The 19,471-nt window shown below is 69.2% G+C and carries 20 protein-coding genes; 8 read left to right on the top strand and 12 right to left on the bottom strand.

The features are described from left to right. Positions 1 to 73 precede the first annotated feature (73 nt). Complete coding sequence (locus MUG96_RS17805) at positions 74 to 1,369, top strand: O-acetylhomoserine aminocarboxypropyltransferase/cysteine synthase family protein (RefSeq protein ID WP_246984946.1); 1,296 nt, start codon at positions 74 to 76, stop codon at positions 1,367 to 1,369. A 212-nt stretch (positions 1,370 to 1,581) separates the two neighbouring features. Here the strand turns inward: MUG96_RS17805 and MUG96_RS17800 are convergent, their stop codons facing one another. The 3 genes from MUG96_RS17800 to tes all read right to left on the bottom strand — a co-directional run bounded on the left by MUG96_RS17800 (position 1,582) and on the right by tes (position 4,328). Beyond that, positions 1,582 to 1,800, bottom strand: a complete 219-nt coding sequence (locus MUG96_RS17800) for a hypothetical protein (RefSeq protein WP_246984944.1) — start codon at positions 1,798 to 1,800, stop codon at positions 1,582 to 1,584. Between the two features lie 103 nt (positions 1,801 to 1,903). Then, positions 1,904 to 2,389 carry a peroxiredoxin family protein gene (locus MUG96_RS17795; RefSeq protein ID WP_246984942.1) on the bottom strand — a complete coding sequence of 162 codons (486 nt, stop codon included), beginning with the start codon at positions 2,387 to 2,389 and terminating at the stop codon, positions 1,904 to 1,906. A gap of 70 nt (positions 2,390 to 2,459) precedes the next feature. Further along, positions 2,460 to 4,328, bottom strand: a complete 1,869-nt coding sequence (gene tes / locus MUG96_RS17790) for a tetraether lipid synthase Tes (RefSeq protein WP_246984939.1) — start codon at positions 4,326 to 4,328, stop codon at positions 2,460 to 2,462. A 130-nt stretch (positions 4,329 to 4,458) separates the two neighbouring features. Here tes and MUG96_RS17785 point away from each other — a divergent pair, with 130 nt between their 5' ends. Beyond that, positions 4,459 to 5,130: a class I SAM-dependent methyltransferase gene (locus MUG96_RS17785; RefSeq protein WP_246984938.1), complete on the top strand. Its 672-nt coding sequence runs from the start codon at positions 4,459 to 4,461 to the stop codon at positions 5,128 to 5,130. Positions 5,131 to 5,314: 184 nt separating this feature from the next. Here MUG96_RS17785 and MUG96_RS17780 read toward each other — a convergent pair whose 3' ends face one another. After that, positions 5,315 to 6,928 (bottom strand): long-chain-fatty-acid--CoA ligase, encoded by a 1,614-nt coding sequence (locus MUG96_RS17780; RefSeq protein ID WP_246984936.1) that lies wholly within the window; start codon positions 6,926 to 6,928, stop codon positions 5,315 to 5,317. 87 nt (positions 6,929 to 7,015) lie between these two features. Here MUG96_RS17780 and MUG96_RS17775 point away from each other — a divergent pair, with 87 nt between their 5' ends. Both MUG96_RS17775 and MUG96_RS17770 read left to right on the top strand, forming a co-directional pair. Continuing rightward, complete coding sequence (locus MUG96_RS17775; protein ID WP_246984935.1) at positions 7,016 to 7,510, top strand: MaoC/PaaZ C-terminal domain-containing protein; 495 nt, start codon at positions 7,016 to 7,018, stop codon at positions 7,508 to 7,510. A 40-nt stretch (positions 7,511 to 7,550) separates the two neighbouring features. Next, positions 7,551 to 8,267 (top strand): helix-turn-helix domain-containing protein, encoded by a 717-nt coding sequence (locus MUG96_RS17770; RefSeq protein ID WP_246984934.1) that lies wholly within the window; start codon positions 7,551 to 7,553, stop codon positions 8,265 to 8,267. Between the two features lie 15 nt (positions 8,268 to 8,282). Here the strand turns inward: MUG96_RS17770 and serB are convergent, their stop codons facing one another. Then, on the bottom strand, positions 8,283 to 8,924 hold the full coding sequence (serB, locus tag MUG96_RS17765) for a phosphoserine phosphatase SerB (RefSeq protein WP_246984933.1): 642 nt from the start codon (positions 8,922 to 8,924) through the stop codon (positions 8,283 to 8,285). A gap of 81 nt (positions 8,925 to 9,005) precedes the next feature. On the opposite strand from serB, the gene MUG96_RS17760 reads away from it, so the two are divergent. Next, positions 9,006 to 9,443 carry a DUF7522 family protein gene (locus MUG96_RS17760; protein WP_246984932.1) on the top strand — a complete coding sequence of 146 codons (438 nt, stop codon included), beginning with the start codon at positions 9,006 to 9,008 and terminating at the stop codon, positions 9,441 to 9,443. Here the strand turns inward: MUG96_RS17760 and MUG96_RS17755 are convergent. Further along, complete coding sequence (locus MUG96_RS17755) at positions 9,440 to 10,096, bottom strand: DUF7504 family protein (RefSeq protein ID WP_246984931.1); 657 nt, start codon at positions 10,094 to 10,096, stop codon at positions 9,440 to 9,442. The two genes, MUG96_RS17760 and MUG96_RS17755, sit on opposite strands and share 4 nt — an antisense overlap. Positions 10,097 to 10,273: 177 nt before the next feature. On the opposite strand from MUG96_RS17755, the gene serA reads away from it, so the two are divergent. Further along, positions 10,274 to 11,905 (top strand): phosphoglycerate dehydrogenase, encoded by a 1,632-nt coding sequence (gene serA / locus MUG96_RS17750; protein ID WP_246984930.1) that lies wholly within the window; start codon positions 10,274 to 10,276, stop codon positions 11,903 to 11,905. Here serA and MUG96_RS17745 read toward each other — a convergent pair whose 3' ends face one another. The 5 genes from MUG96_RS17745 to MUG96_RS17725 all read right to left on the bottom strand — a co-directional run bounded on the left by MUG96_RS17745 (position 11,906) and on the right by MUG96_RS17725 (position 15,461). Further along, positions 11,906 to 12,277, bottom strand: coding sequence for a hypothetical protein (locus tag MUG96_RS17745; protein ID WP_246984928.1), 372 nt, complete (start codon positions 12,275 to 12,277; stop codon positions 11,906 to 11,908). 95 nt (positions 12,278 to 12,372) lie between these two features. Next, a complete protein-coding gene (gene thrC / locus MUG96_RS17740; protein WP_246984925.1) occupies positions 12,373 to 13,686 on the bottom strand; it encodes a threonine synthase in 1,314 nt (437 codons plus the stop codon). A gap of 55 nt (positions 13,687 to 13,741) precedes the next feature. After that, positions 13,742 to 14,194, bottom strand: coding sequence for a high-potential iron-sulfur protein (locus tag MUG96_RS17735; RefSeq protein WP_246984923.1), 453 nt, complete (start codon positions 14,192 to 14,194; stop codon positions 13,742 to 13,744). Between the two features lie 225 nt (positions 14,195 to 14,419). Further along, positions 14,420 to 14,992: a halocyanin domain-containing protein gene (locus MUG96_RS17730; protein ID WP_246984921.1), complete on the bottom strand. Its 573-nt coding sequence runs from the start codon at positions 14,990 to 14,992 to the stop codon at positions 14,420 to 14,422. Positions 14,993 to 15,065: 73 nt separating this feature from the next. Next, complete coding sequence (locus MUG96_RS17725) at positions 15,066 to 15,461, bottom strand: helix-turn-helix domain-containing protein (RefSeq protein WP_246984919.1); 396 nt, start codon at positions 15,459 to 15,461, stop codon at positions 15,066 to 15,068. A 315-nt stretch (positions 15,462 to 15,776) separates the two neighbouring features. Between MUG96_RS17725 and MUG96_RS17720 the strand changes: the two genes are divergently transcribed. Next, positions 15,777 to 17,960 carry a plastocyanin/azurin family copper-binding protein gene (locus MUG96_RS17720; RefSeq protein ID WP_246984917.1) on the top strand — a complete coding sequence of 728 codons (2,184 nt, stop codon included), beginning with the start codon at positions 15,777 to 15,779 and terminating at the stop codon, positions 17,958 to 17,960. Here the strand turns inward: MUG96_RS17720 and rtcA are convergent, their stop codons facing one another. Beyond that, entirely contained in the window at positions 17,961 to 18,968 is a 1,008-nt protein-coding gene (rtcA, locus tag MUG96_RS17715; RefSeq protein WP_246984915.1) for an RNA 3'-terminal phosphate cyclase, read from the bottom strand. Between rtcA and MUG96_RS17710 the strand changes: the two genes are divergently transcribed. After that, the gene (locus MUG96_RS17710; RefSeq protein WP_246988707.1) at positions 18,932 to 19,471 is read left to right on the top strand and encodes an ATP-binding protein; all 540 of its coding nucleotides are present in this window, start codon (positions 18,932 to 18,934) and stop codon (positions 19,469 to 19,471) included. The genes rtcA and MUG96_RS17710 overlap by 37 nt on opposite strands.

Below are 19,471 nucleotides of genomic sequence, written 5' to 3'. Positions count from 1 at the left end.
TCGCGTCAGAGATACCCGCGGTTCTCGCGGGTTGGCACAACTATAACGGCCTACCCCGTGTATCGCCGCCGATATGGCAGACGAGGATGACTCCATCGAGACGAAATCCCTGCACGTGGGACAGGAAGAACCGGACCCGGCCACGGGTGCCCGGGCGCCGCCGATCTACCAGACCAGTTCGTACGTCTTCGAGGACGCCGACGACGCCGCGAGCCAGTTCGCCCTGGAGGAACCGGGGTACATCTACTCCCGGCTGATGAACCCCACCGTCGAGATGCTCCAGGAGCGACTGGCCGCGCTCGAAGGCGGGTCCGGCGCCGTCGCCACCGCCTCGGGGATGGCGGCACTGAACGTCACCGACTTCGTCCTCGCGGACGCCGGCGACAACGTCGTCACCGCCTCGTCGCTGTACGGCGGGACCTACACCTACTACACGCACACCGCGCCCCGGCAGGGCGTCGAGGTGCGGTTCGTCGACACGCTCGATTACGAGGCCTACGAGGAAGCCATCGACGAGAACACGAAGTACATCCACTGCGAGACTATCGGCAACCCCGCGCTGGTGACGCCGGACATCGAACGGCTCGCCGACATCGCGGACGAGCACGGCGTGCCGCTGTTCATGGACAACACCTTCGCGACGCCGGCGCTCTGTCGCCCCATCGAACACGGCGCGAACCTCGTCTGGAACTCGACGACGAAGTGGATTCACGGCCACGGGACGACCATCGGCGGCGTCGTCGTGGACGGCGGGAACTTCGACTGGCTCGCTCACGCCGACAAGTACCCCGAGATCGCGAAGGACAACCCCGCGTACCACGGCGTGAACTTCGCCGAGGCGATGGGCGACCAGGCCTTCACCTACACCGCCATCGCCCGCGGCCTGCGCGACATGGGGAACCAGCAATCACCGTTCGACGCCTGGCAGACCCTCCAGGGTGTCGAGACCCTCCCGACCAGAATGCGCCGGCACAGCGAGAACGCGATGGCGGTCGCGGAGTTCCTCCAGGACCTCCCGCAGGTCTCCTGGGTCACCTACCCCGGCCTCGAAGACCACGAGACCCACGACAACGCCAGCGAGTACCTCGACGGCGGCTACGGCGGGATGTTGGCCTTCGGGCTGAAGGAGGGCTACGAGGCCGCGAAAGCGACCGTCGAGAGCACGGAGATCGCCAGCCTGCTCGCCAACGTCGGCGACGCGAAGACGCTCATCATCCACCCGGCCTCGACGACGCACCAGCAGCTCACCGACGAGGAACAGGAAGCCGCCGGCGTCACCGACGACATGGTCCGTCTCTCGGTGGGCCTCGAAGGCGTCGAGGACATCAAGGATGACCTCCAGCAGGCGATCGCCTGGGCGACGAAGTGAGCGGCCACCGCCGTCCGCCGACCGGACGAGAGTGAGGCATCCCAAACCACGGGCACGGCAGGAACACGAGCTACGACGGGTGTTCGTGGGCTGTACGACGGTCGATGTCGGTTACGGTCGGTCGATAGACTGTGCCATCACCTCGCTCACCCTATGGTATGGTATGCCATACCATGAAGCTTGCGGTTCCGGCACTCTCACGGCCGCCGATCTCACTCCGCGTGGGTTTCGCCGTGTGCCTCCGCTTCGCCCTCGCCGCCCATCTCCCAGGCGGTCAGCACGCCGACGGCGAGGAGGACGATGCCCCCGCCGATTATCGTGAAGACGGTCAGCGACTCCCCGGCGGTCAGCGAGACGCCGTACAGCATCACCACGAGGCCGAGGACGACGCCACCGGTCGTCAGCAGGAGGTTGCGCGTGTCTCCGTCCATACCCGCCCCGTTCGCCGTCATCGGGTAAATCCTTTTCCACGGTACCACGTCACACGGTGTCGCCTATCGAGGCAGGTAACGGCGCGGGACGCCGGCCGGGTGTTCACCCTGTCCGCGCCTCGTCGAGTGCCGCCAGCAGGTCCTCGATGTCGGGCCTGTCGAAAGTCGAACTGCCGCGCTGTTCGTAGACGACGTCGGGTTCTTCCCCACGCAGGTCGAGGACGACGACCGCGGGCATCCGCCCCAGGAAGTCGCTCAATCCGCCGAGGAAGCCGAACCGCACGGGCTGGTCGTAGGCGTCCCCGACGGTCGCCTCCGGGTCCGCGAGCAGGGGGTACGGGAGGTCGTACTGCTCTTGCCACTCCCGGAGGCGCTCGGGCGGTTCCGGGACGATGGAGAGCACCTCGGCGCCGCGTTCGCGGAACGCGTCGTACTGGTCGGCCAACGCCTGCACCTGCTTCCGGCAGTTCGTGCAGTGGTAGTCCCGCTGGAAACAGACGACGGCGAAGTCGGCGTCGACGTCCACGAGCGAGAACGGGTCCGGACCGGCCCCGACGTTCCGGAGCGAGAAGGCCGTCGCTTCGGTCATACAGGGACGTGGTACGCCGGCGTCTTGAGTGTCCGGGCGTTCGGTCGGCGACCCCGGCGGAATCGGGTTCTCACACGACCGACCAGACGGGATCCAGGTCCTCGACCGAGGCCGTGTAGGCCCGTTCGACCGTCTCGCGCGTCTCGGCGTCGAACTCCCGGTCGTAGGTGAGGTCGGCGCCGAAGACGCCTTCGCCCGCGCCGTCGGCGTCGATCACGTCCTCGCCGCGGCGGATCCGGCGGTCGTCGCCGGCCGATTCGAGGCTCGTGTAGTCGCGGTCGAGCCACTCCTCGACGGTGATGGAGTGCGCTGCCTTCGCCCGGTCCCGGTAGCGCTCCGGGACGACGTTGTAGAGGCTGAAGGGGACGACCTCGCCGTCGGGCATCGCGTAGTGCACGTCGCAGTCGCTGACGCGGTCGAGATCGTAGTTGTAGGGGTCCTGGAAGTGCCGGACGCCGAGCGGGAGCACGTCGTCGTAGAGGTCGCCGACGCTCGCGGCGAAGTCCCCGTCGATGGCCTCCCGGACCAGCGTCGAGACGTCGAGGTCGTCGGCCTGCGGGCCGAGCAGGTCCCCGAGTTCGCCGAGCAGTCGCTTGCCGGCCCGGGCCTTGTCGAGGCCAGCCGGCGTCCAGCCGTAGTCGTCGATCACGTCCCGGATAGCGGCGAGCAGGCCCGCCACGTCAACTACGTCGGTGATCGGGACCAGTTCGTCCCCGTCGCGGAACACCATCGTCATCATCCAGCTCGTGTAACTGCTGGTGACGCCGTAGAGCCCCTCGTCGGTCCACTGGCGCAGGAACTCCGAGACGGTGTAGTACACCGGAAGCGGGAGCCACGCCTGCCGTGGCACGGCACCGCCGGTCTGGTCCTCGATCCGGTCGATCACGTCCGAGATAGTCACGCGTTGGTCGGCCCGCAGCTCCTCGGAGAGTCTGCCCACGAAGGAAACTGGTTGGAAATTGACGCCACAGACGGTGTCGGCGTTGGCCGCGCCGAAGCGGACGACGTCGCCCAGTTGGTCGTCGTTCCAACCGCCGACGACGGTCGGGACGAGCATCGCGCACATCCCCGCGTCCCGGCAGGCCGACAGGGCGTGGGGGAACTCCCAGTAGCTCTTGTAGTTGGTCTCCGGGTCGACGCCGTCGAAACTGGTGTAGAGGCCGCGCGCGCCGGCGTCGCTGATGCGGTGTGCGAGGTCCGGGTCGTGCATGAACCGTGCGCCGTGGCTGTTGAGGAGGACCTGGTCGGCGTACTCGCTCGCGATGGCAACGAGGTCGACGATGTCCTCGCGGACGGTCGGCTCGCCGCCGGTCAGTTGGATCGCGCCGATGCCGCCGTCCGCGGCCAGTGTTGCTGCCATCTCCCGGACTTCCCCCGTGGTCGGCTCGTGAAGTGGCTCGCCCGACTCGGCGTAGAAAAAACAGTAGTGACAGGAGCGGTCACAGCGGTTCGTGACGGTGATGTTGCCGATGCCGGTGGCGACGCTGGAGCCACAGCAGCCGCCGGTGTCACAGCCCGTCTCGCCGGCCTCCGGGCCGCCCGTCGCCCGGTCCGGGACGGCGGGGTGGCGCGCCCGCTCGTCCCATCGCCGGGCGCGGTGGTAGCTCTCGGCGTCGCGCCAGACCACGTCGGACTGGGTGCCGTGGTCCGGACACCGCTTCCGGAGGCGGATCTCCCCGTCGTGCTCGTAGACGGCCATCGGGACCACCATCCCTGCGCGGTCGCCGGCGGCGAGACAGTCCGGACAGAGGCTCCCGGTCAGTTTCTCCACGGTCGCGGCCGCCGGCGCGAGGTCGTCGGCCAGCGCCCGCGCGTCGGCCGCGTCCGCCACGAACCGCGCGCCGTGGTCGGTCACCGTGAACGCCACGTCGTCGCTCGCCAGTCCTGCCGGGGACGCGCCCGCGTCCAGCCACGCGGGCGGGCCGGCTTCGAGAGACATGCACGGGGGCAAGGACCGAACTATGATAATGGTTACCGCGCGTGTGTGGTCGCCACGCCGAACCGCCGGCGGGGAAAGGCCCAATCCCCTGGCGGCCGAGGTCCGCGTCGTGACCCGGAGGGCTCTCCGAGTGCCGGTCGACAACGAGCGGATCCAGTCCGTCTACGACCGCATCGCGGGCGCGTACGCCCGGACCGTCGCCCGGGTCGAGGCACCCTCGAAGCGGCGTGCGCTCTCGGTACTGGACCTGCAGGCCGGCGAGCGGGTGCTATCGGCCGGCTGTGGCCCCGGACTGACCCTCCCACACCTCGCCGCCCGCGTCGGCGCGGCCGGGTCGGTCGTCGCCCTCGATGCCGCGCCGGGGATGCTCGCCGAGGCACGGGCCCACTGCCGGCGACACGGCGTCGCGCCGCGCGTCTCGTTCGTCCGCGGGGATATGCGTCGACTGCCCCTTCCGGCGGCGTCCCTCGACGCCGTCTTCGCGGCCGACGTGCTGGAACTGTTCGGCCGAGCCGACCTCGAGACGGTCCGTGCGGAACTGTTCCGAGTGCTCGCCCCCGGTGGCCGCCTCTGTGTCGTCACGATGGACATGCACGACGTCCCGGAATCGCCGTTCCTGCAGGCCTACGAATGGGCCTACCAGCGGATTCCGGGTTTCGCGCTCGTCGGCTGCCGACCCATCGACGCCCGCGGCCACCTCGAAGCCGCGGGGTTCGAGATCGAGACCGTCGAGCGGGACAGCCGGCCCGGCGGCTGGCCGGTGGTGACGATCCTCGCACGGAAGCCGGCAAGCGGAGACTGAGCGTCGGCGGGAAGCAGGGGGAGGCGAGTCGCGGGAGGGCCGAAGCAGACAGATGGTGGACGGTATCGCGCGGGGGTGAATCGCGGGCGGGCCGAAGCAGGTGGGCGGCGGACCGTAGCGGACGGGGGGCGAGTCGATGACGGGGCGAAGCAGGTGGGCGACTCGGATTCGGGAGGCGGCGCGCTCACCCCTGTCCGACCATCGACTCCTCGTCCTCCCACTCCTGCTCCCGGAGTTCGTACTTCTGGACTTTGCCGGTCGCGGTGGTGGGGAGTTCCGCGACGAACTCGACGCGGGTGACGGCCTTGTAGTTCGCGAGGTTCTCGCGGGTGAACGCGGTGAGTTCGTCGGCGTCCACGCCGGGGTCGTCGGGGTCGCCACCGTCGGGGACGACGAACGCCTTGGGCGTCTCGCCCCACTCGTCGCTCGGGGCCGGAATCACCGCGACGGCGCTGACCGCGGAGTGGTCGTAGAGGGCGTCCTCCAGTTCGACGCTGGAGATGTTCTCGCCGCCGGAGACGATGATGTCCTTCTTGCGGTCCTTGATGCTCACGAAGCCGTCCTCGTCGACGGTCGCGAGGTCGCCGGAGTGGTACCACCCCTCGCGGCGGTCGGTGAACGCCTCCTCGGTCGCCTCGGGCTTGTTCCGGTACCCCTCCATCACCTGGTTGCCGTGGATGACGATCTCGCCGATGGTCTCGTCGTCCCGTGGCACGGAGTCGCCGTCCTCGTCGACCACGTCGATCTCGGTCCCGAGGAAGCCGATGCCCTGGCGTTTCTTGACGCCGAAGCGGTCCGCGCTCTTCTCGTCGTAGAACCGGCCGAAGTCGGAGGTGAGCGTCAGCGGCCCGGTCTCCGTCGCGCCGTAGATGTGCTGGAGGTGCCAGCCGATGTCGTCCTCGATGGTCCGGATGGTCGCCTCCGGCGGGGCCGAGCCGCCCGTGGCGATGCGCACGTCGCGGTCGCCGGTCGTCTCGGGGGCGTGGGCTTCGTAGTGGTCGATGAGCATGTCGAGGACGGTCGGCGCGGCGCACATGTAGGAGACGTCCTCGGCGACGACGGTCTCGAACACCTCGGCCACGTCGACCCCGCGGGTGCAGATCTGCCGGGCGCCCAGGCCCGTCAGGGCGAAGATGTGCCCCCAGCCGTTGGCGTGGAACATCGGCAGGGTCCAGAGGTACACGTCGTCGTCGGAGATGTGGTGGTGGATCGAGATGAGGTAGGCGTGGATGGTCTCGGTCCGGTGGGTCCGCATCACGCCCTTCGGGTCGCCCGTCGTCCCGGAGGTGTAGTTGATGGTGATAATCTCGTCCTCGGTCATCTCGGGGCGGTGGTAGTCGGTGCCGGCCTCCAGCAGCATCTCCTCGAAGGACTCCCAGTTTCCTTCGACGGCATCAGTGTCGTTCGTGACGAACGTCTCGGTCGGGACCGAATCGCGGACGGCCTCGATCCGGTCGGCGTACTCGTGGTCGGCGTAGATGGCGGCCACGTCGGCGTCGTTCAGGATGTACTCGAAGTCCGCCGGCGTGAGCCGGTAGTTCAGCGGCGTGTGGACGGCCCCGGCCTGCATGATGCCGTGGGCGGCTTCCATGTGGTAGTGGGTGTTCGGGTCGAGGACGGCCACGCGGTCGCCCTTCTCGATGCCGCGGTCCTGGAGGGCGGCCGAGACGCGGTCGGCGCGGTCGCCGAGTTCGCCGTAGGTGAATCGCTCGCCGGTGGTGGCGAGCAGCGCCTCCTTGTCGCCGTAGTACGTCCTGGCGCGGTCGAGGAAGTCCGTGACGAGCAGTTCCCTGCGCATACAGGATAGATGACCAGGAGGGGCAAATTCCCCGACGTTGGATACCCAACCCCGAACCTCACTGGCCGGCTGGCCGTACCACTCGGTGTGAGCTACAGCTACGAACCCCGGACGTTCGACGACCTGACGCCGGGGGATACCTTCGAGACGCCGGGCCGGACCATCACCGAGGCCGACGTGGTGATGCACGCCGGCCTCACCGCCGACTGGACCGAACTCCACACCAACGCCGACTACGCCCAGCGGGGGCAGTTCGGCGAGCGCATCGTCCACGGCCCGTTCACTTACGCCGTCGCCGTTGGCCTCTTCCTCCGGACGGGCGTCTTCGAGCGCACGCTTCAGGCCTTTCTCGGCATGACCCACATGGACCTCCCGCGACCGACGTTCGTGGGCGACACCGTCTCCGTCACGGCCGAGGTCGCCGAGTGCCGCCCCCTCGACAGCCGCGACGACGCCGGCGTCGTCCGCCTCGACTGCACGGTGACCAACGGCGACGGCGAGACGGTCCTGACCTTCGACCTGCAGTTCCTCGTGGACCGGGAGGCGACGGCGAGCGCCCACGAGTCCGGGACCAACCACTAAGTGTTCGCACGACGATTGGTATGCAATCACCACCCAAGCCATGATCTCGCTGACCCTCGACATCCAGCAGGCGGACTGTCCGTACATCCGCGCCTCGGACGACTGTGACGTGACCATGACCGGGCTGTACTCCGATTTCGTCGAGTCGAAGGGGAAGCTGAAGACCCGGATGTTCGTCGACGGGACCGACGGCGCACGCGTCGAGCGGGCCCTCGACGCCTTCGAGAGCTACGACTCGGTCAACCTCTGTCACCTCATCTCGAAGTGGGACGACACGGCGGTGGTCAAGAACTGTACCGACCCGACGCGAGGGATGGAGGCCGTCCGGCGTCACGAGGGGTACCTGACCGCGCCGTTCGAGGTCGACGACGGCCACAAGAAGTGGTACCTCGGGTTCGACACGTCCGACCAGGCCGACGCCGCCCTCACGGAACTGGACGACGCCTACGACTTCGATATCGATTCCCACGAGGTCGTCACCCGCGAGGAGTACATCGACGTGATCCAGAACGTCTCGGCGGCCAACGCGCTGTTCGACAGCATCCGGAACATGACCGAGACGGAGTACCGCGCGTTCCGGCGCGCGTTCGAGGCGGGCTACTTCGAGACCCCCCGCAGGGCCGACCTGCAGGAACTCGGCGCCGAGGCGGGCATCTCCGGGACCGGCTTCTCCAAGAACCTCCGCCGGGCCAGCGACAAACTCGCGGCGGGCGTCGTCGAGGCCGCCGAATCGCTGGACGAGGACGGGGGCGGGTGACGCCGAGGGGCAGGGTCAGGGCGTCAGCACGCCCTCGCCTTCGAGGACGCCCTGGAGTTCGGACATCGAGAGGACGACGATGTCACAGGCCGGTTCGACGGCCGGTTTCGGGTCGAACCCGACCGAGAGGCCGGCGACTTCGAGCATCGGGAGGTCGTTCGCGCCGTCGCCCACGGCCACGGTGTCGGCCACGTCGATACCGACGGTCCCCGCGAGGTCTTCGAGCGCGTCGTCTTTCGTGCCCTCGATGAGCGGCCCCTCGACCTCGCCGGTGAGTTCGCCGTCTTCGATGGGCAGGCGGTTGGCGACGATGGAGTCGACGGTCACGCCCGCTTTCTCCAGTGCGCGCTCGACGCCGCGCTCGAAGCCCCCGGTGAGGACGGCGGTGTGGTGGCCCGCCTCGTTTAGGTTCTCGATGACGCGGTCGGCGTCCCGCCGTAAAACGACCTCGTCGAAGGCGGCCTCGGCGTCCGACTGTGGGAGCCCCTCCAGCAGGGCACACCGCTCCCGGAGGCTCTCCGCGTACTCGATCTCGTCGTTCATGGCCCGTTCCGTGATCTCCTCCATGTCCGCTGCCACGCCACAGCGCTCGCCGAGCAGGACGGTCATTTCGGAGTCCGAGAGCGTGCCGTCGAAGTCGAAGGCGACGAGGGTCATGGGACCGGGTTCGCGGTCCGGGGTTTCAAAGCTCCCGGTTTCGCCGGGGCGTTTATGCCCGCTCGCGTGCACCATCCACCGATGGCCGACACGCCACCCGAGGACGTCGCGGACCCGCCGGCGGACCTCGACGAGATCGACGAGACGGAACTGGACGACGTCGACGAGGACGTCCAGCCGCTCATCGAGGAACTGCGCGAGGAGACCGACGCCTCGCTGCGGCTGGCGATCCGGTACACGGCCGACGACTACGAGGTCCTGTTCGCCCGCGAGGACGTCGCCGAGTCGTTCTCGCCGGGGGAACTCGAAGCTCGCGTCGAGACGCTCGTGATGAAGGGGCTGGGCGACCCCGCGACGGAGAGCGCGCTCTTCGATTTCGGGACGCTCGACTCGACGGTGCGGTTCTACGGGAACGCGCTGGTCGCGCACTTCCCCTACCGCGAGTGGTCCGGGTTCGTGTTCGTCCTCGACCGCTCGGAGGCGCCCCTGGTCGACCTCGTCGCGGACCACCTGGACTAGAAGGGCGTCCACTGCCGGGGGCCGAACTCGCCGCCGCGGACGCGGCACTCCGGCCCCTCCTCGGCGTCCCGGACCTCGACCATCGCGTCGAACAGGCCCTTGAGCACGTCCAGTGACTCGGCCCCGCGAGCGGTCGTATCGAGCGAGAACACGCCGGAGATGCCCGCGGTCTCCATCCGCCCGGTCATGACGTGACAGAACTGGAAGACCCGCTTGAGGTCGGCGTACATCAAAAGCGTCGACAGCGAGTGGAGGCCGAAGCGGGCCTCCCTGCTCTCGTGGTGAAACTCCCGCATGAACCCGGAGGTGGCGATGCCGATGCCGGTCAGGTCCCCTGCGCTGGAGACGTACTTGGTCGTCGCCGAGTCCCGGGTTCCCCTGACCGACCGGCTCTTCGAGACGCAGTCGACGACCCGGGTCTCCCAGCCCTCCGGGTCGGCCCGGGTTTCGAGGAACTCCCGGCGGAACCGGTCGGCGTCGCGCTTGGTGGAGACGAGGATCGCCCCTTCGTCGGGGCTTCCACCGACGAGATCGAACAGGAGCCGCCGCTTCCCGGTCATCGCCGGCCCGGCCAGCAGGACACTGGTCCCTGGGTCCAGTGCCGCCGGGTCCAGCGGCGTCGACGCCTCGTTCTCGGCCCCCTGTCCTGACACGCTTTCCCGTAGCGCGTCCCCCTACATCAAACGCTCGTTCCGGCGGCTTTCGCCGGGCGAGCGACTGCCGATCCGGCCGGTCGTGTGTGAAAACCACTCCCACAACTCCGCTCGCGGGTGATTCGACGACGAGTCGATGAGGAAAGGGTTATGGCCGCCGACTGGAATGGTTCGCGCATGAAGGTACTCGTTACGGACCCCATCGCCGACGCGGGCCTCCAGCGCCTGCGAGCGGCGGGCCACGACGTGGAAACGGAGTACGAGGCGGAGGGTGAGGCACTGCTCGATGCGGTGGCAGACGCGAACGCGCTCATCGTGCGCTCGGGCACCGAGGTCGACGAGGCGCTTTTCGAGGCGGCGACCGACCTCGTCATCGTCGGCCGTGCCGGCATCGGCGTCGACAACATCGACATCGACGCCGCGACCGAACACGGTGTCATCGTCGCCAACGCACCGGAGGGCAACGTCCGGGCCGCCGCCGAACACACCGTCGCGATGGCCTTCGCCACCGCGCGCTCCATCCCGCAGGCCCACGAGCGCCTCCGGGACGGCGAGTGGGCAAAAGGCGAGTTCCTCGGGACGGAACTCAACGGCAAGACCCTCGGCATCGTCGGCCTCGGCCGCGTCGGCCAGGAGGTCGCAAAGCGTCTCGGAAACCTCGGCATGAACCTCGTCGCGTTCGACCCCTACATCTCCGAGGAGCGCGCCGACCAGCTCGGCGCCGACCTCGCCGACGACCTCACCGACTGTCTGGAGCGGGCCGACGTCATCACCGTCCACACGCCCCTGACCCCCGAGACCGAGAACATGATCGGCGAGGACGAGCTCGCCCAGCTCGCCGGGGGCTACGTCGTCAACTGTGCCCGCGGTGGCATCATCGACGAGCCGGCGCTCGCCGAGGCCGTCGAGGACGGCACCCTCAAAGGGGCCGCCGTCGACGTGTTCGGCCAGGAGCCGGTCGAGCCCGACAACCCACTGCTCGACGTTGAGGACGTTATCGTCACGCCCCACCTCGGCGCGAGCACCGAGGCGGCACAGGAGAACGTCGCGACGGCCACCGCCGACCAGGTCATCGCCGCCTTCCGCGGCGAGCCGGTCATGAACGCACTGAACGCGCCGTCGATGGACGAGTCCGCCTTCCCGCGGGTCCGGCCGTACATCGATCTCGCGGACACGGCGGGCAAGATCGCCGTCCAGCTGTTCGACGAGCGCGTCGAGGAAGTGGAGGTCTCCTACGCCGGCGACATCGCCGAGGAGGACCTCGACCTCGTGACGGCGAGCGCGCTCAAGGGCGTCTTCGAGCCCCTGGAGTGGCAGGTCAACGCCGTCAACGCCCCGCGGATCGCCGAGGAGCGCGGCATCGACGTGGTGGAGTCAAAGAGCCGAACGTCCGAGGACTTCCAGAGCCTCGTGACCGTAACGGTCAAGAACGGCGACGAGGAGGTCGGCGTCTGCGGCACGCAGTTCGCCGGCGAGGACCCACGGATCGTCCGCATCGACGGCTACCGCGTCGACGCCATCCCGCACGGCCACATGCTCGTCGCGCGCAACGACGACGTGCCCGGCGTCATCGGCTTCATCGGCTCCACGCTCGGCGACCACGACGTCAACATCGCGTCGATGTTCAACGGTCGCGAGACCATCGGCGGCGAGGCGCTGTCCGTCTACAACCTCGACGACCCGCCGAGCCAGGACGTGCTCGACGCCATCCTCGACGACGAACGCGTCATCGACGTGAGCTACATCTCGCTCAACGGTGCCGCCGAGGACGAGGAACGGGACGCGAAAACCGCAGAAGCCGCGGAATGACTACCAGCGGTCGGACAGCCACCGCTTGAGACGCGCGAACCGGCTCGCCTTCGTCTCCGATTCGAACTCGATTTCGACGCCGCCGACCGGCCGGTCGGTCGCCGCCTGCCGCCGCCGCTCCCGCTCGTCGAGCACCTGCTCGTAGCGGTCGACGACCTCCTGTAACCGTCTGTCCTTGTGTTCGACCGTTCGTTCGAGGGCGTCGATCCGTGCCTGGAGGAGGGCCCGCTCGGTGCGGACGGCCTGTGACCAGTCGCGTGCGCCGAACGTCGCCGCGACCGGCGGGTGGCGGTCGCTCACGACGACCGTCGCCTCCCCCCGCTCGCGAGCCGTCGTCCCCTGGAGCTCCGCCTGGGTGGGTTCGGGTGCCATCTCGGGAGGAAAACGTGTGTGTGCCAGTGACAAAAAGCCCAGTCAGACGCCAGTCGCACGGGCGGACGACACCGTCGGTGTCCGGCGGTTTTTGGTCAGCGGAGCAGGCCGACGAGCTTCCCGAGGAGGCCGCTGCCCACGTCCCGACCCTGGAGGTGTGCGAGGACCTTGTCCGTGTCGTTGGGGACCGGCTCCGGGTCGCTCCCGGCTTCGGCCGCGGCGTCGGGGTCCTTGAGCAGGTGGCCGGTGGTGAGACAGACCACGTCCTCGCCGGCGCCGATCTCGCCCCGCTCGCGGAGCTTTCGGAGACCGGCGACGGAGGCCGCCGAAGCGGGTTCGACGCCGATGCCCTCGCCGGCGATGGCCCGCTGTGCCTCGGTGATCTCCTCGTCGGAGACGGCGACGGCGGTGCCGCCCGTGTTGCGGATGCCCGGCAGTGCCTTGGGCGCGTTGACGGGGTTGCCGATGCGGATGGCGGTCGCGATGGTCTCGACGTCCTCCCAGCGGCGGGTGTCCTCGCGGCCCTCCTCGATGGCCTCGACCATCGGGGCGGCTCCCTCAGCCTGGACGCCGGTGAGCTTGGGCACGTCGCCGGGCGCGAGCGCGCCCGACTGGACGAGTTCGCGGAAGGCCTTGTACAGCGCCGCGGTGTTGCCGGCGTTCCCGACGGGCAGGACGATACGGTCGGGGTAGCGGCCCTCGTCCTCGTAGAAGCGTTCGAGTATCTCGAAGCCGATGGTCTTCTGGCCCTCCAGGCGGAACGGGTTGAGCGAGTTCAGCAGGTACGCCTCGTCCCGGTCGGCGAGGTCCTGGACGATGTCGAGACAGGAATCGAAGTTGCCGTCGACCTCGAGGATGCGCGCGCCGTGGAGCGCGGCCTGGGCGATCTTGCCGGCGGCGACTTTCCCCTCGGGGAGGAGCACGAGCGTCTCCAGCCCGGCCCGGGAGCCGTACGCGGAGAGCGCGGCGCTGGTGTTGCCCGTCGAGGCACAGGCGAGGCGGTCCACGTCGACCTCCTGGGCGACGCGGACGCCGACGGTCATGCCGCGGTCCTTGAACGAACCGGTGGGGTTCATCCCCTCGTGTTTGATGCGGAGGTTGCGGACGCCGACTTCCTCCTCCAGCCGCGGTACCTCGTGCAGTGGCGTGTCGCCCTCGGGGAGGGTGACACCCTCCTCGAAGGGGAGGGCGGCGCTGTATCGCCAGACGCCGCGTCCCTCGAAGTCCTCGAAGGTGGGGCGGTCGGCGTAGCGGGCTTCGAGCAGGCCGTCACACTCGGCGCAGGTGTAGATCACGTCGTCGAACGGCGCGAACTGCTCCCCGCACTCGATACAGGTCAGCCAGGTGCCGTCGTCGGCGACGTCGGGGACCGTCTCGGGGCCCGCGAGTTCCAGGTCGAGGTCTGCCATTGACCGACGGGACGGCGCCCGTCCGCAAAAGTGGGCTGGTTTCCGCTCGGTCCCGCTAGCTCCCTTCGTAGGCCGCGTAGCTGTTACACCAGCCCTGCGGGTCGACCATTCCGGTGATCAGCGTACAGGCACCCATCCCGTCGCCGTTCTGGTCGGGGATGTAGAACTGACAGCCCGAACACTGGTTGCCGTTGTTCGGCTCTTCCTGATAGTTGAGCGCCGACGGCGCGACGAGATTGTCCGGGTCCCGTTGCTGGCCGTTCTGGGCCGTTGCCGTCCGGTAGGCCTCGGGCACCTCGGCGTCGCTACTCCCACCACTCGTCGTCGTCTCGCCACCGCCACTGGTGGGCGTATCACCACCACCTGCGGTCGTCTCCCCGCCGCCATCGGCGGTCGTCTCCCCGTCTCCGCCGCCACCACCACCACAGCCGGCGAGCCCGGCCGTCAGCGCCGTCACGCCAGCGAGGTGTAAGAACCGTCGCCGCGAGTTCGTACTATCGTCGGACATGACGTACGCGAATATGTGTGGGGGGCACAATATAATGGCGTCGTCTTTTCACTTTCTGGGAACAGTGTGCCAGCACCGGAGCGCCCTCGCTCGCTTTTTGGCGGACCTAAACCGAAATCGGACGCCCGTTCGCCGATCGGGTGGCTCCGCGCTCACCGAAGAGTATTGTGTTGGTAAAACACTGATAGCTGCCGTCGCGGCCGAAACAGTGGTGTCGCGAGTACTCTAGGCGACGATGACGGCGCCCTTCATGCCGAGCGCCTTGTGGGGGGTACAGTAGTAGCGGTAGACGCCCGCCTCCTCGAAGGTGTGCTGAAATTCGGTCCCTTCCTCGGCGACGGGGTCGCCGGAGTCGAAGTCGCCGCCCTCGGCGACGACGTTGTGTGTCTGTCCCTGGCCGGTCCAGCTCCAGGTGACGGTCGTCCCCGAGTCGACGGCGATGGCCGGCGCCGAGTACGCGTAGTTGCCGTTGTTGCCCTCGGCGCCGACGTCGACGGTGACGCTCCCGCTCCCGGTCATATCCTCGATGGAGCCGTCGAAGTTGCTCGTGTCGGAGAGGTAGTCGCTGACCTCCTGGGGAACCTCCATGCTCCCGCTCTCGGTGGTCATCGACCCGCCTTCGGTGGTCATCGACCCGCCCTCGGTCGTTTCTCCCCCACCGCTCTCGGTGGTCTCGCCGCCGCCGCTCTCGGTCGTCGTATCCCCGCCGCCACCGCCACTACACCCGGCGATGGCCAGAGTCGCTGCCGCACCAGTCGCCTGCAGGAACCGTCGCCGTGTGTTCGAGTCGTCTGACATCACCTACAGGAGGGGAGCAGTACTTTAGGGCCTTCCGAAACCCGCCGCCCGAGGTTTCGAGTGGTTCGGCGGCTCAGAGCGACAGTGATTCGACCCCGAACTCGTCGATCCGGTCGTGGACGTAGACCGTCCACTCGTCGAGGGTCTCGTGCATCAGGTCGCGAGCCTCGTCGAGGGGGATCGGCGAGTACTGGTAGACGTGGCCGCCGCCGTCCAGCAGGCGCCGCTCGCGGGTCGCGAGCCCCTTCTCCCGGAGCGTCGACAGCGAGCGGTTCACGTTGCTCCGGTCGCGGTCCAGCGACTCCGCGAGTTCGGCCACCGTACTCCCCGGCCTGTCGAGCAGTTCGAGGTACGTCCGCACTTCGTGGTCCTTGATCCCGAAGACACACGACATGACGTCCTCGAAGCCGGGTTCGTTGTCGAGCATCAGGTCGCGGAACCGGTCGGGTCTGGGGTCGGCCTCTACCATTGCTCCCACGTACGTCCGCGAGGCGGTTAAAACGAGGCGTTACCCCGAATTAACCCACTCACGGCGACCACACCCCGGCTCGCGTCCGTGCTGCGGTCACCGAAGAGCGCCCGTGTCTGCGTCGGGCCGCGTCGGGAGCGTTGGCGTCCCTGTCCGCCGGCCACCCGCGCTCGTGTGCTCGTGCCGTCCGACCGCCGGAGCGAGGTAGGGTTATGTAGGCCATCCCGACCGCTACTTAACAGTTGCCGGCCCGTGTACCCGTGTCACACCCACGAGGTACCGCTATTTAATCCACTGGTGAAGCCCCGAGTGTCTATGGACTACGACCGACGGACGATTCTTCGACTGAGCGGTATTGCGGCCATCGGGAGCCTCGCTGGCTGTTCCAGCGGGGGTGGTGGAAACGGGACCGCGACGGACGCGGCGACGACGGCGGCCGCGACCGACACCGCCACGGCGACACCCGGTAACGGCGGGACCGCCGGCGGATCGCCGGGCGCGGACCAGCTCGGCGGCCCGGACGATCTCCAGTCGTCGGCGACGGTCACGGCGACGACGCTCGACTCGGACCAGGGCGCCGGGCGAAACGTGTTCACACCCGCCGTCGTGTGGCTCGAACCCGGTGGGACCGTCACCTGGGAGATCGAGACGGGGAGCCACTCGGCGACGGCGTACCACCCCGACAACGGCGGCAAGCCGGCCCGCGTTCCGGGCGGGACCGACGCGTTCGATTCCGGCGTCCAGAGCGGCGGCGCGACCTTCGAACACACCTTCGAGACCGAGGGCGTCTACAACTACTACTGTACACCACACGAGTCCCTGGGGATGGTTGGACTGGCCGTCGTCGGGAGCCCGCAGGGCGGTCCCGGCACGGCGACGCCCGACGACGTGGGCAGTAGCACGGCGGCGACCAACCTCTCGAACCTCCTCTCGCTGGCCGGCGTCGGCGGCGGTGGCGGGGAGGGGGCCGCCGAGTACGGCTGGCAGGCGGCCACCTGGGACTCGTACTGGTACTCGCTTTTCAACATGAGTACCAACATCGCGATGAGCGGCAACGGCGTCCGGTTCCCGCACAACGAGCAACAGCAGGGGGCCTTCGAGCAACGCCTCCCGGCCATGCTGGCGAACGCCGAGGCCGAGGCGCCGCCGATCCGGAACCCCTGGCTCAACATGGCGCCGTTCACCGAGGGCGACCCGCAGTTCACCCAGCAGCCGGACTTCGGCGGGGAGGGCGGCCGCCCCGATGCGTCGACCCTGCGCTGGGACCCCGAGGCCTCCTCGCAGGTGGTCAGTCCCTCCTCGCTGGCCTGGACGCACCTCAAGGGCGTCACGTGGGCGAAGAACTTCCAGAGCCACGCGGAAATCCTGCCGGCGGCGATCCGGCCACAGTTCCGCGCACAGTTGCTCTCGACGCTGGCCCAGATCGGCGTTAACGCCGCGCTCCTCCAGGGCGGTCCCGAGGAAAACGGCGCGCTCACGAACGGCGAGAGCCTGGAACTGGTCTCTGCGTTCCGTCCCGGACCCTCGGCCTACACCGACGACTCGCCGTACACGCCGCCGGAGGGCGGGTACCCGGACCGGACGACCCGCCCGCACCACCACGCGGCGATGCTGTGGTTCCTCTCGGACCTGAACAGCCTCGCTCAGAACGGCTGGTTCGGCTACGTCAACCCCGAGCCGCTGATCCCGGCCGGGCGCATCCAGCAGTTGACCGACGGGCTGGCCGCAGCGACGATGGACGCTTTCCCGCCCGCGGAACTGGAGTCGACCCGGACGGCCGGCCTCCTGCTGGCTGCCGTCGGGTACTACGGCCCGCAGGCCGGCGACTCGGAGATGGCCTCGCGCGCGACCGAGTACGCCAACGCCCTCGCGGACAGCATCGAAGCGAACACCGAGGACAGCGGTCGCGTCACTGGCGGCGCCGCGAACCAGGCCGCGACGCAGGGCATCGCCGGCCAGGGACTGCTCTGGGTCACGGAGGGGCTGGACGGCGTCGACCGCACCGACACGGCCGAGTCGGTCCTGGGCTACCTCGTTGAGGACCTCTGGAACGACGAGGCGGGCGTCTTCGCGGCCGGGACGGAGACGAGCACGCACACCTACACCGCCCGCGACGCCGGTGACATCACCGGCGGCACCAACGCCGCCGACGCGGTGCTCGGGATGGACGGCGTGAAGGACAAGTACGCGCAGTGGTTCGACGCGACGTTCAACGACGCGCCGCTCCAGCGCGCCCAGCGGCCGAGTTCCGTCGACGACGGCGACGACCCCCAGCCCCCGCTCCCGCCGATGGCCGGCGGCGAGTTCGGGCAGGCGGCCGTCTACAACGCCGAGGTCGAGTACGACGCCGACGCCGACGAGTGGTCGGTCACTGACGACCGCTTCGACACCGAGTGGGCGCTCTACCTGGCCAATCAGGACATCTGGATCAGCCAGTGGGGCGGCGACTTCTACCAGGGCCGGGGCCGACCCGGGGCCAGCGACGAGCCGCCGGCCTGATCAGGCCGTCAGGCGGATCCGCCCGCGCTCCTCGGCCACGTCGACCGCGTAGCCGAAGGCGTCGAGCAGGTCCAGGCCCGCCCGGACGTGGTCGGTGACCGCCGGGACGGTCAGTTCCCCGCCCGCGACCGCGAGGACGACGAGCAGTTGGTCGGCCAGGTGTTCGTCGACCGCGGCCTCGTGTTTCCCGACGGCGAGGGCGTCGCTCGCGGCCTCCCGACCCACGTCTTCGGCCGGTTTCCCCTGCTCGCCGAGGGCGTCGAAACCCGCGACGGACTCCTCGTAGTCGGCCCGGACGGTACAGACCGACCCCGGTGACGCCGTCTCGACGTAGCCGACGGTCCGCTCGGCCACGGTCGCGCCGTCGGCTTCGAGGGCGGCGACGCAGGCCTCGGCCTGCCGTTCGGCCACGTCGGCCTCCGAGAGCGACTCGCTGGCGAGCGATCGGACGCGGACGCCGGTTCGGTCGCCCCGCTCGGTCAGGGCGAGCGGGGGCGGATCGGCCGGGGCGAGCGAGAGCGTCGCCGCGCCCCCGCCGGCCGGATAGAAGCCGCGCCGGTCCACGTCGACCGCGGCCGGGAGTCCGAGCGACCGGAGCAAAGGGAGTTTCACGGCCCGGTAGGTCGAAAGCGGCGGCGCCCACAGCACGTCGGTCCCGCCGGTCGCCGACACCCGCAGGTGGTCGTCGAGCCGAGTGGCGAGGGGGAGCAGGGCGTCGAAGACGAGCCCGATGCTCCCGGCGGTGTCGACGGTCACGTCGACGGTCCCGCCAGCGACCGGCTCCGGCTCGAAGACGACGGTCTCGCTCCCCAGCTCGGCCCCCTCGACGGTCGCGTCGCAGGCCGCTGCGACCGCCTGCACGGCCGCGAGGTGCTGTGGTTTCAGCCCGGGCTCCGGGCGCGACCCGCGGACCCCCTCGACGGTCACGGCCCGCCCCGACAGCGCCGCGAGCGACAGCGCCGACCGGAGGTATCCCCCGCCTGCGTCGCTCCCGTCCAGTTCGAGCACGGCCGTCCTACGCCGGCGGTCGACAAAAGTCTCCGTGTCCGCTCGCTCTTGAGCGGCGGCTCCCTCGCTCTCGGTGCGGCGACCTCGCGGGCGTCCTCGATGGACTCGAGCGGCGGCTCGCGGAGACCTACCCCGACGCGACGATCACCGTCTTCCGCCCGGAAACCGGCGAGGCGACCATCCGGCCCGAGATCGAACTCGTCCTCTCGGAACTCTGTGAGAACGCCTTCGACCACGCGACCCACGAGACGCCGGGCGTGGCCGTCGCCGTCTCCACGGCGTCGGGCCCCTGGGTCGAACTCACCGTCGCCGACGACGGCCCCCCGATTCCCGACACCGAACTCGTCCCGATAGGACGCGGCGAATCGCCGCCGCTCCTTCACGCCACCGGCCTCGGGCTCTGGACCGTCCGCATGGCCCTCGACCGCGTCGGCGGTGACGTGGACCTGGTCGTCAACGACGACCGCGGGACCGCCATCACCATCCGTTACCCCGCCGACTGA

The sequence above is a fragment of the Halorientalis marina genome (genome assembly GCF_023028345.1).
Lineage (GTDB): Archaea > Halobacteriota > Halobacteria > Halobacteriales > Haloarculaceae > Halorientalis > Halorientalis marina.
Note: the sequence above shows the minus strand (reverse complement) of the source record. Positions and strands in the feature narration are given on the sequence as shown.

Coding starts and splice junctions, on each gene's coding strand:
- MUG96_RS17745 (WP_246984928.1), bottom strand. CDS start 12,277: ATGGCACCCGAACCCACCCAGGCGGAGCTCCAGGGGACGACGGCTCGC.
- MUG96_RS17760 (WP_246984932.1), top strand. CDS start 9,006: ATGGCCGACACGCCACCCGAGGACGTCGCGGACCCGCCGGCGGACCTC.
- MUG96_RS17725 (WP_246984919.1), bottom strand. CDS start 15,461: ATGGTAGAGGCCGACCCCAGACCCGACCGGTTCCGCGACCTGATGCTC.
- serA (WP_246984930.1), top strand. CDS start 10,274: ATGAAGGTACTCGTTACGGACCCCATCGCCGACGCGGGCCTCCAGCGC.
- MUG96_RS17770 (WP_246984934.1), top strand. CDS start 7,551: ATGATCTCGCTGACCCTCGACATCCAGCAGGCGGACTGTCCGTACATC.
- serB (WP_246984933.1), bottom strand. CDS start 8,924: ATGACCCTCGTCGCCTTCGACTTCGACGGCACGCTCTCGGACTCCGAA.
- tes (WP_246984939.1), bottom strand. CDS start 4,328: ATGTCTCTCGAAGCCGGCCCGCCCGCGTGGCTGGACGCGGGCGCGTCC.
- MUG96_RS17800 (WP_246984944.1), bottom strand. CDS start 1,800: ATGGACGGAGACACGCGCAACCTCCTGCTGACGACCGGTGGCGTCGTC.
- MUG96_RS17720 (WP_246984917.1), top strand. CDS start 15,777: ATGGACTACGACCGACGGACGATTCTTCGACTGAGCGGTATTGCGGCC.
- thrC (WP_246984925.1), bottom strand. CDS start 13,686: ATGGCAGACCTCGACCTGGAACTCGCGGGCCCCGAGACGGTCCCCGAC.
- MUG96_RS17805 (WP_246984946.1), top strand. CDS start 74: ATGGCAGACGAGGATGACTCCATCGAGACGAAATCCCTGCACGTGGGA.
- MUG96_RS17780 (WP_246984936.1), bottom strand. CDS start 6,928: ATGCGCAGGGAACTGCTCGTCACGGACTTCCTCGACCGCGCCAGGACG.
- MUG96_RS17795 (WP_246984942.1), bottom strand. CDS start 2,389: ATGACCGAAGCGACGGCCTTCTCGCTCCGGAACGTCGGGGCCGGTCCG.
- MUG96_RS17735 (WP_246984923.1), bottom strand. CDS start 14,194: ATGTCCGACGATAGTACGAACTCGCGGCGACGGTTCTTACACCTCGCT.
- MUG96_RS17730 (WP_246984921.1), bottom strand. CDS start 14,992: ATGTCAGACGACTCGAACACACGGCGACGGTTCCTGCAGGCGACTGGT.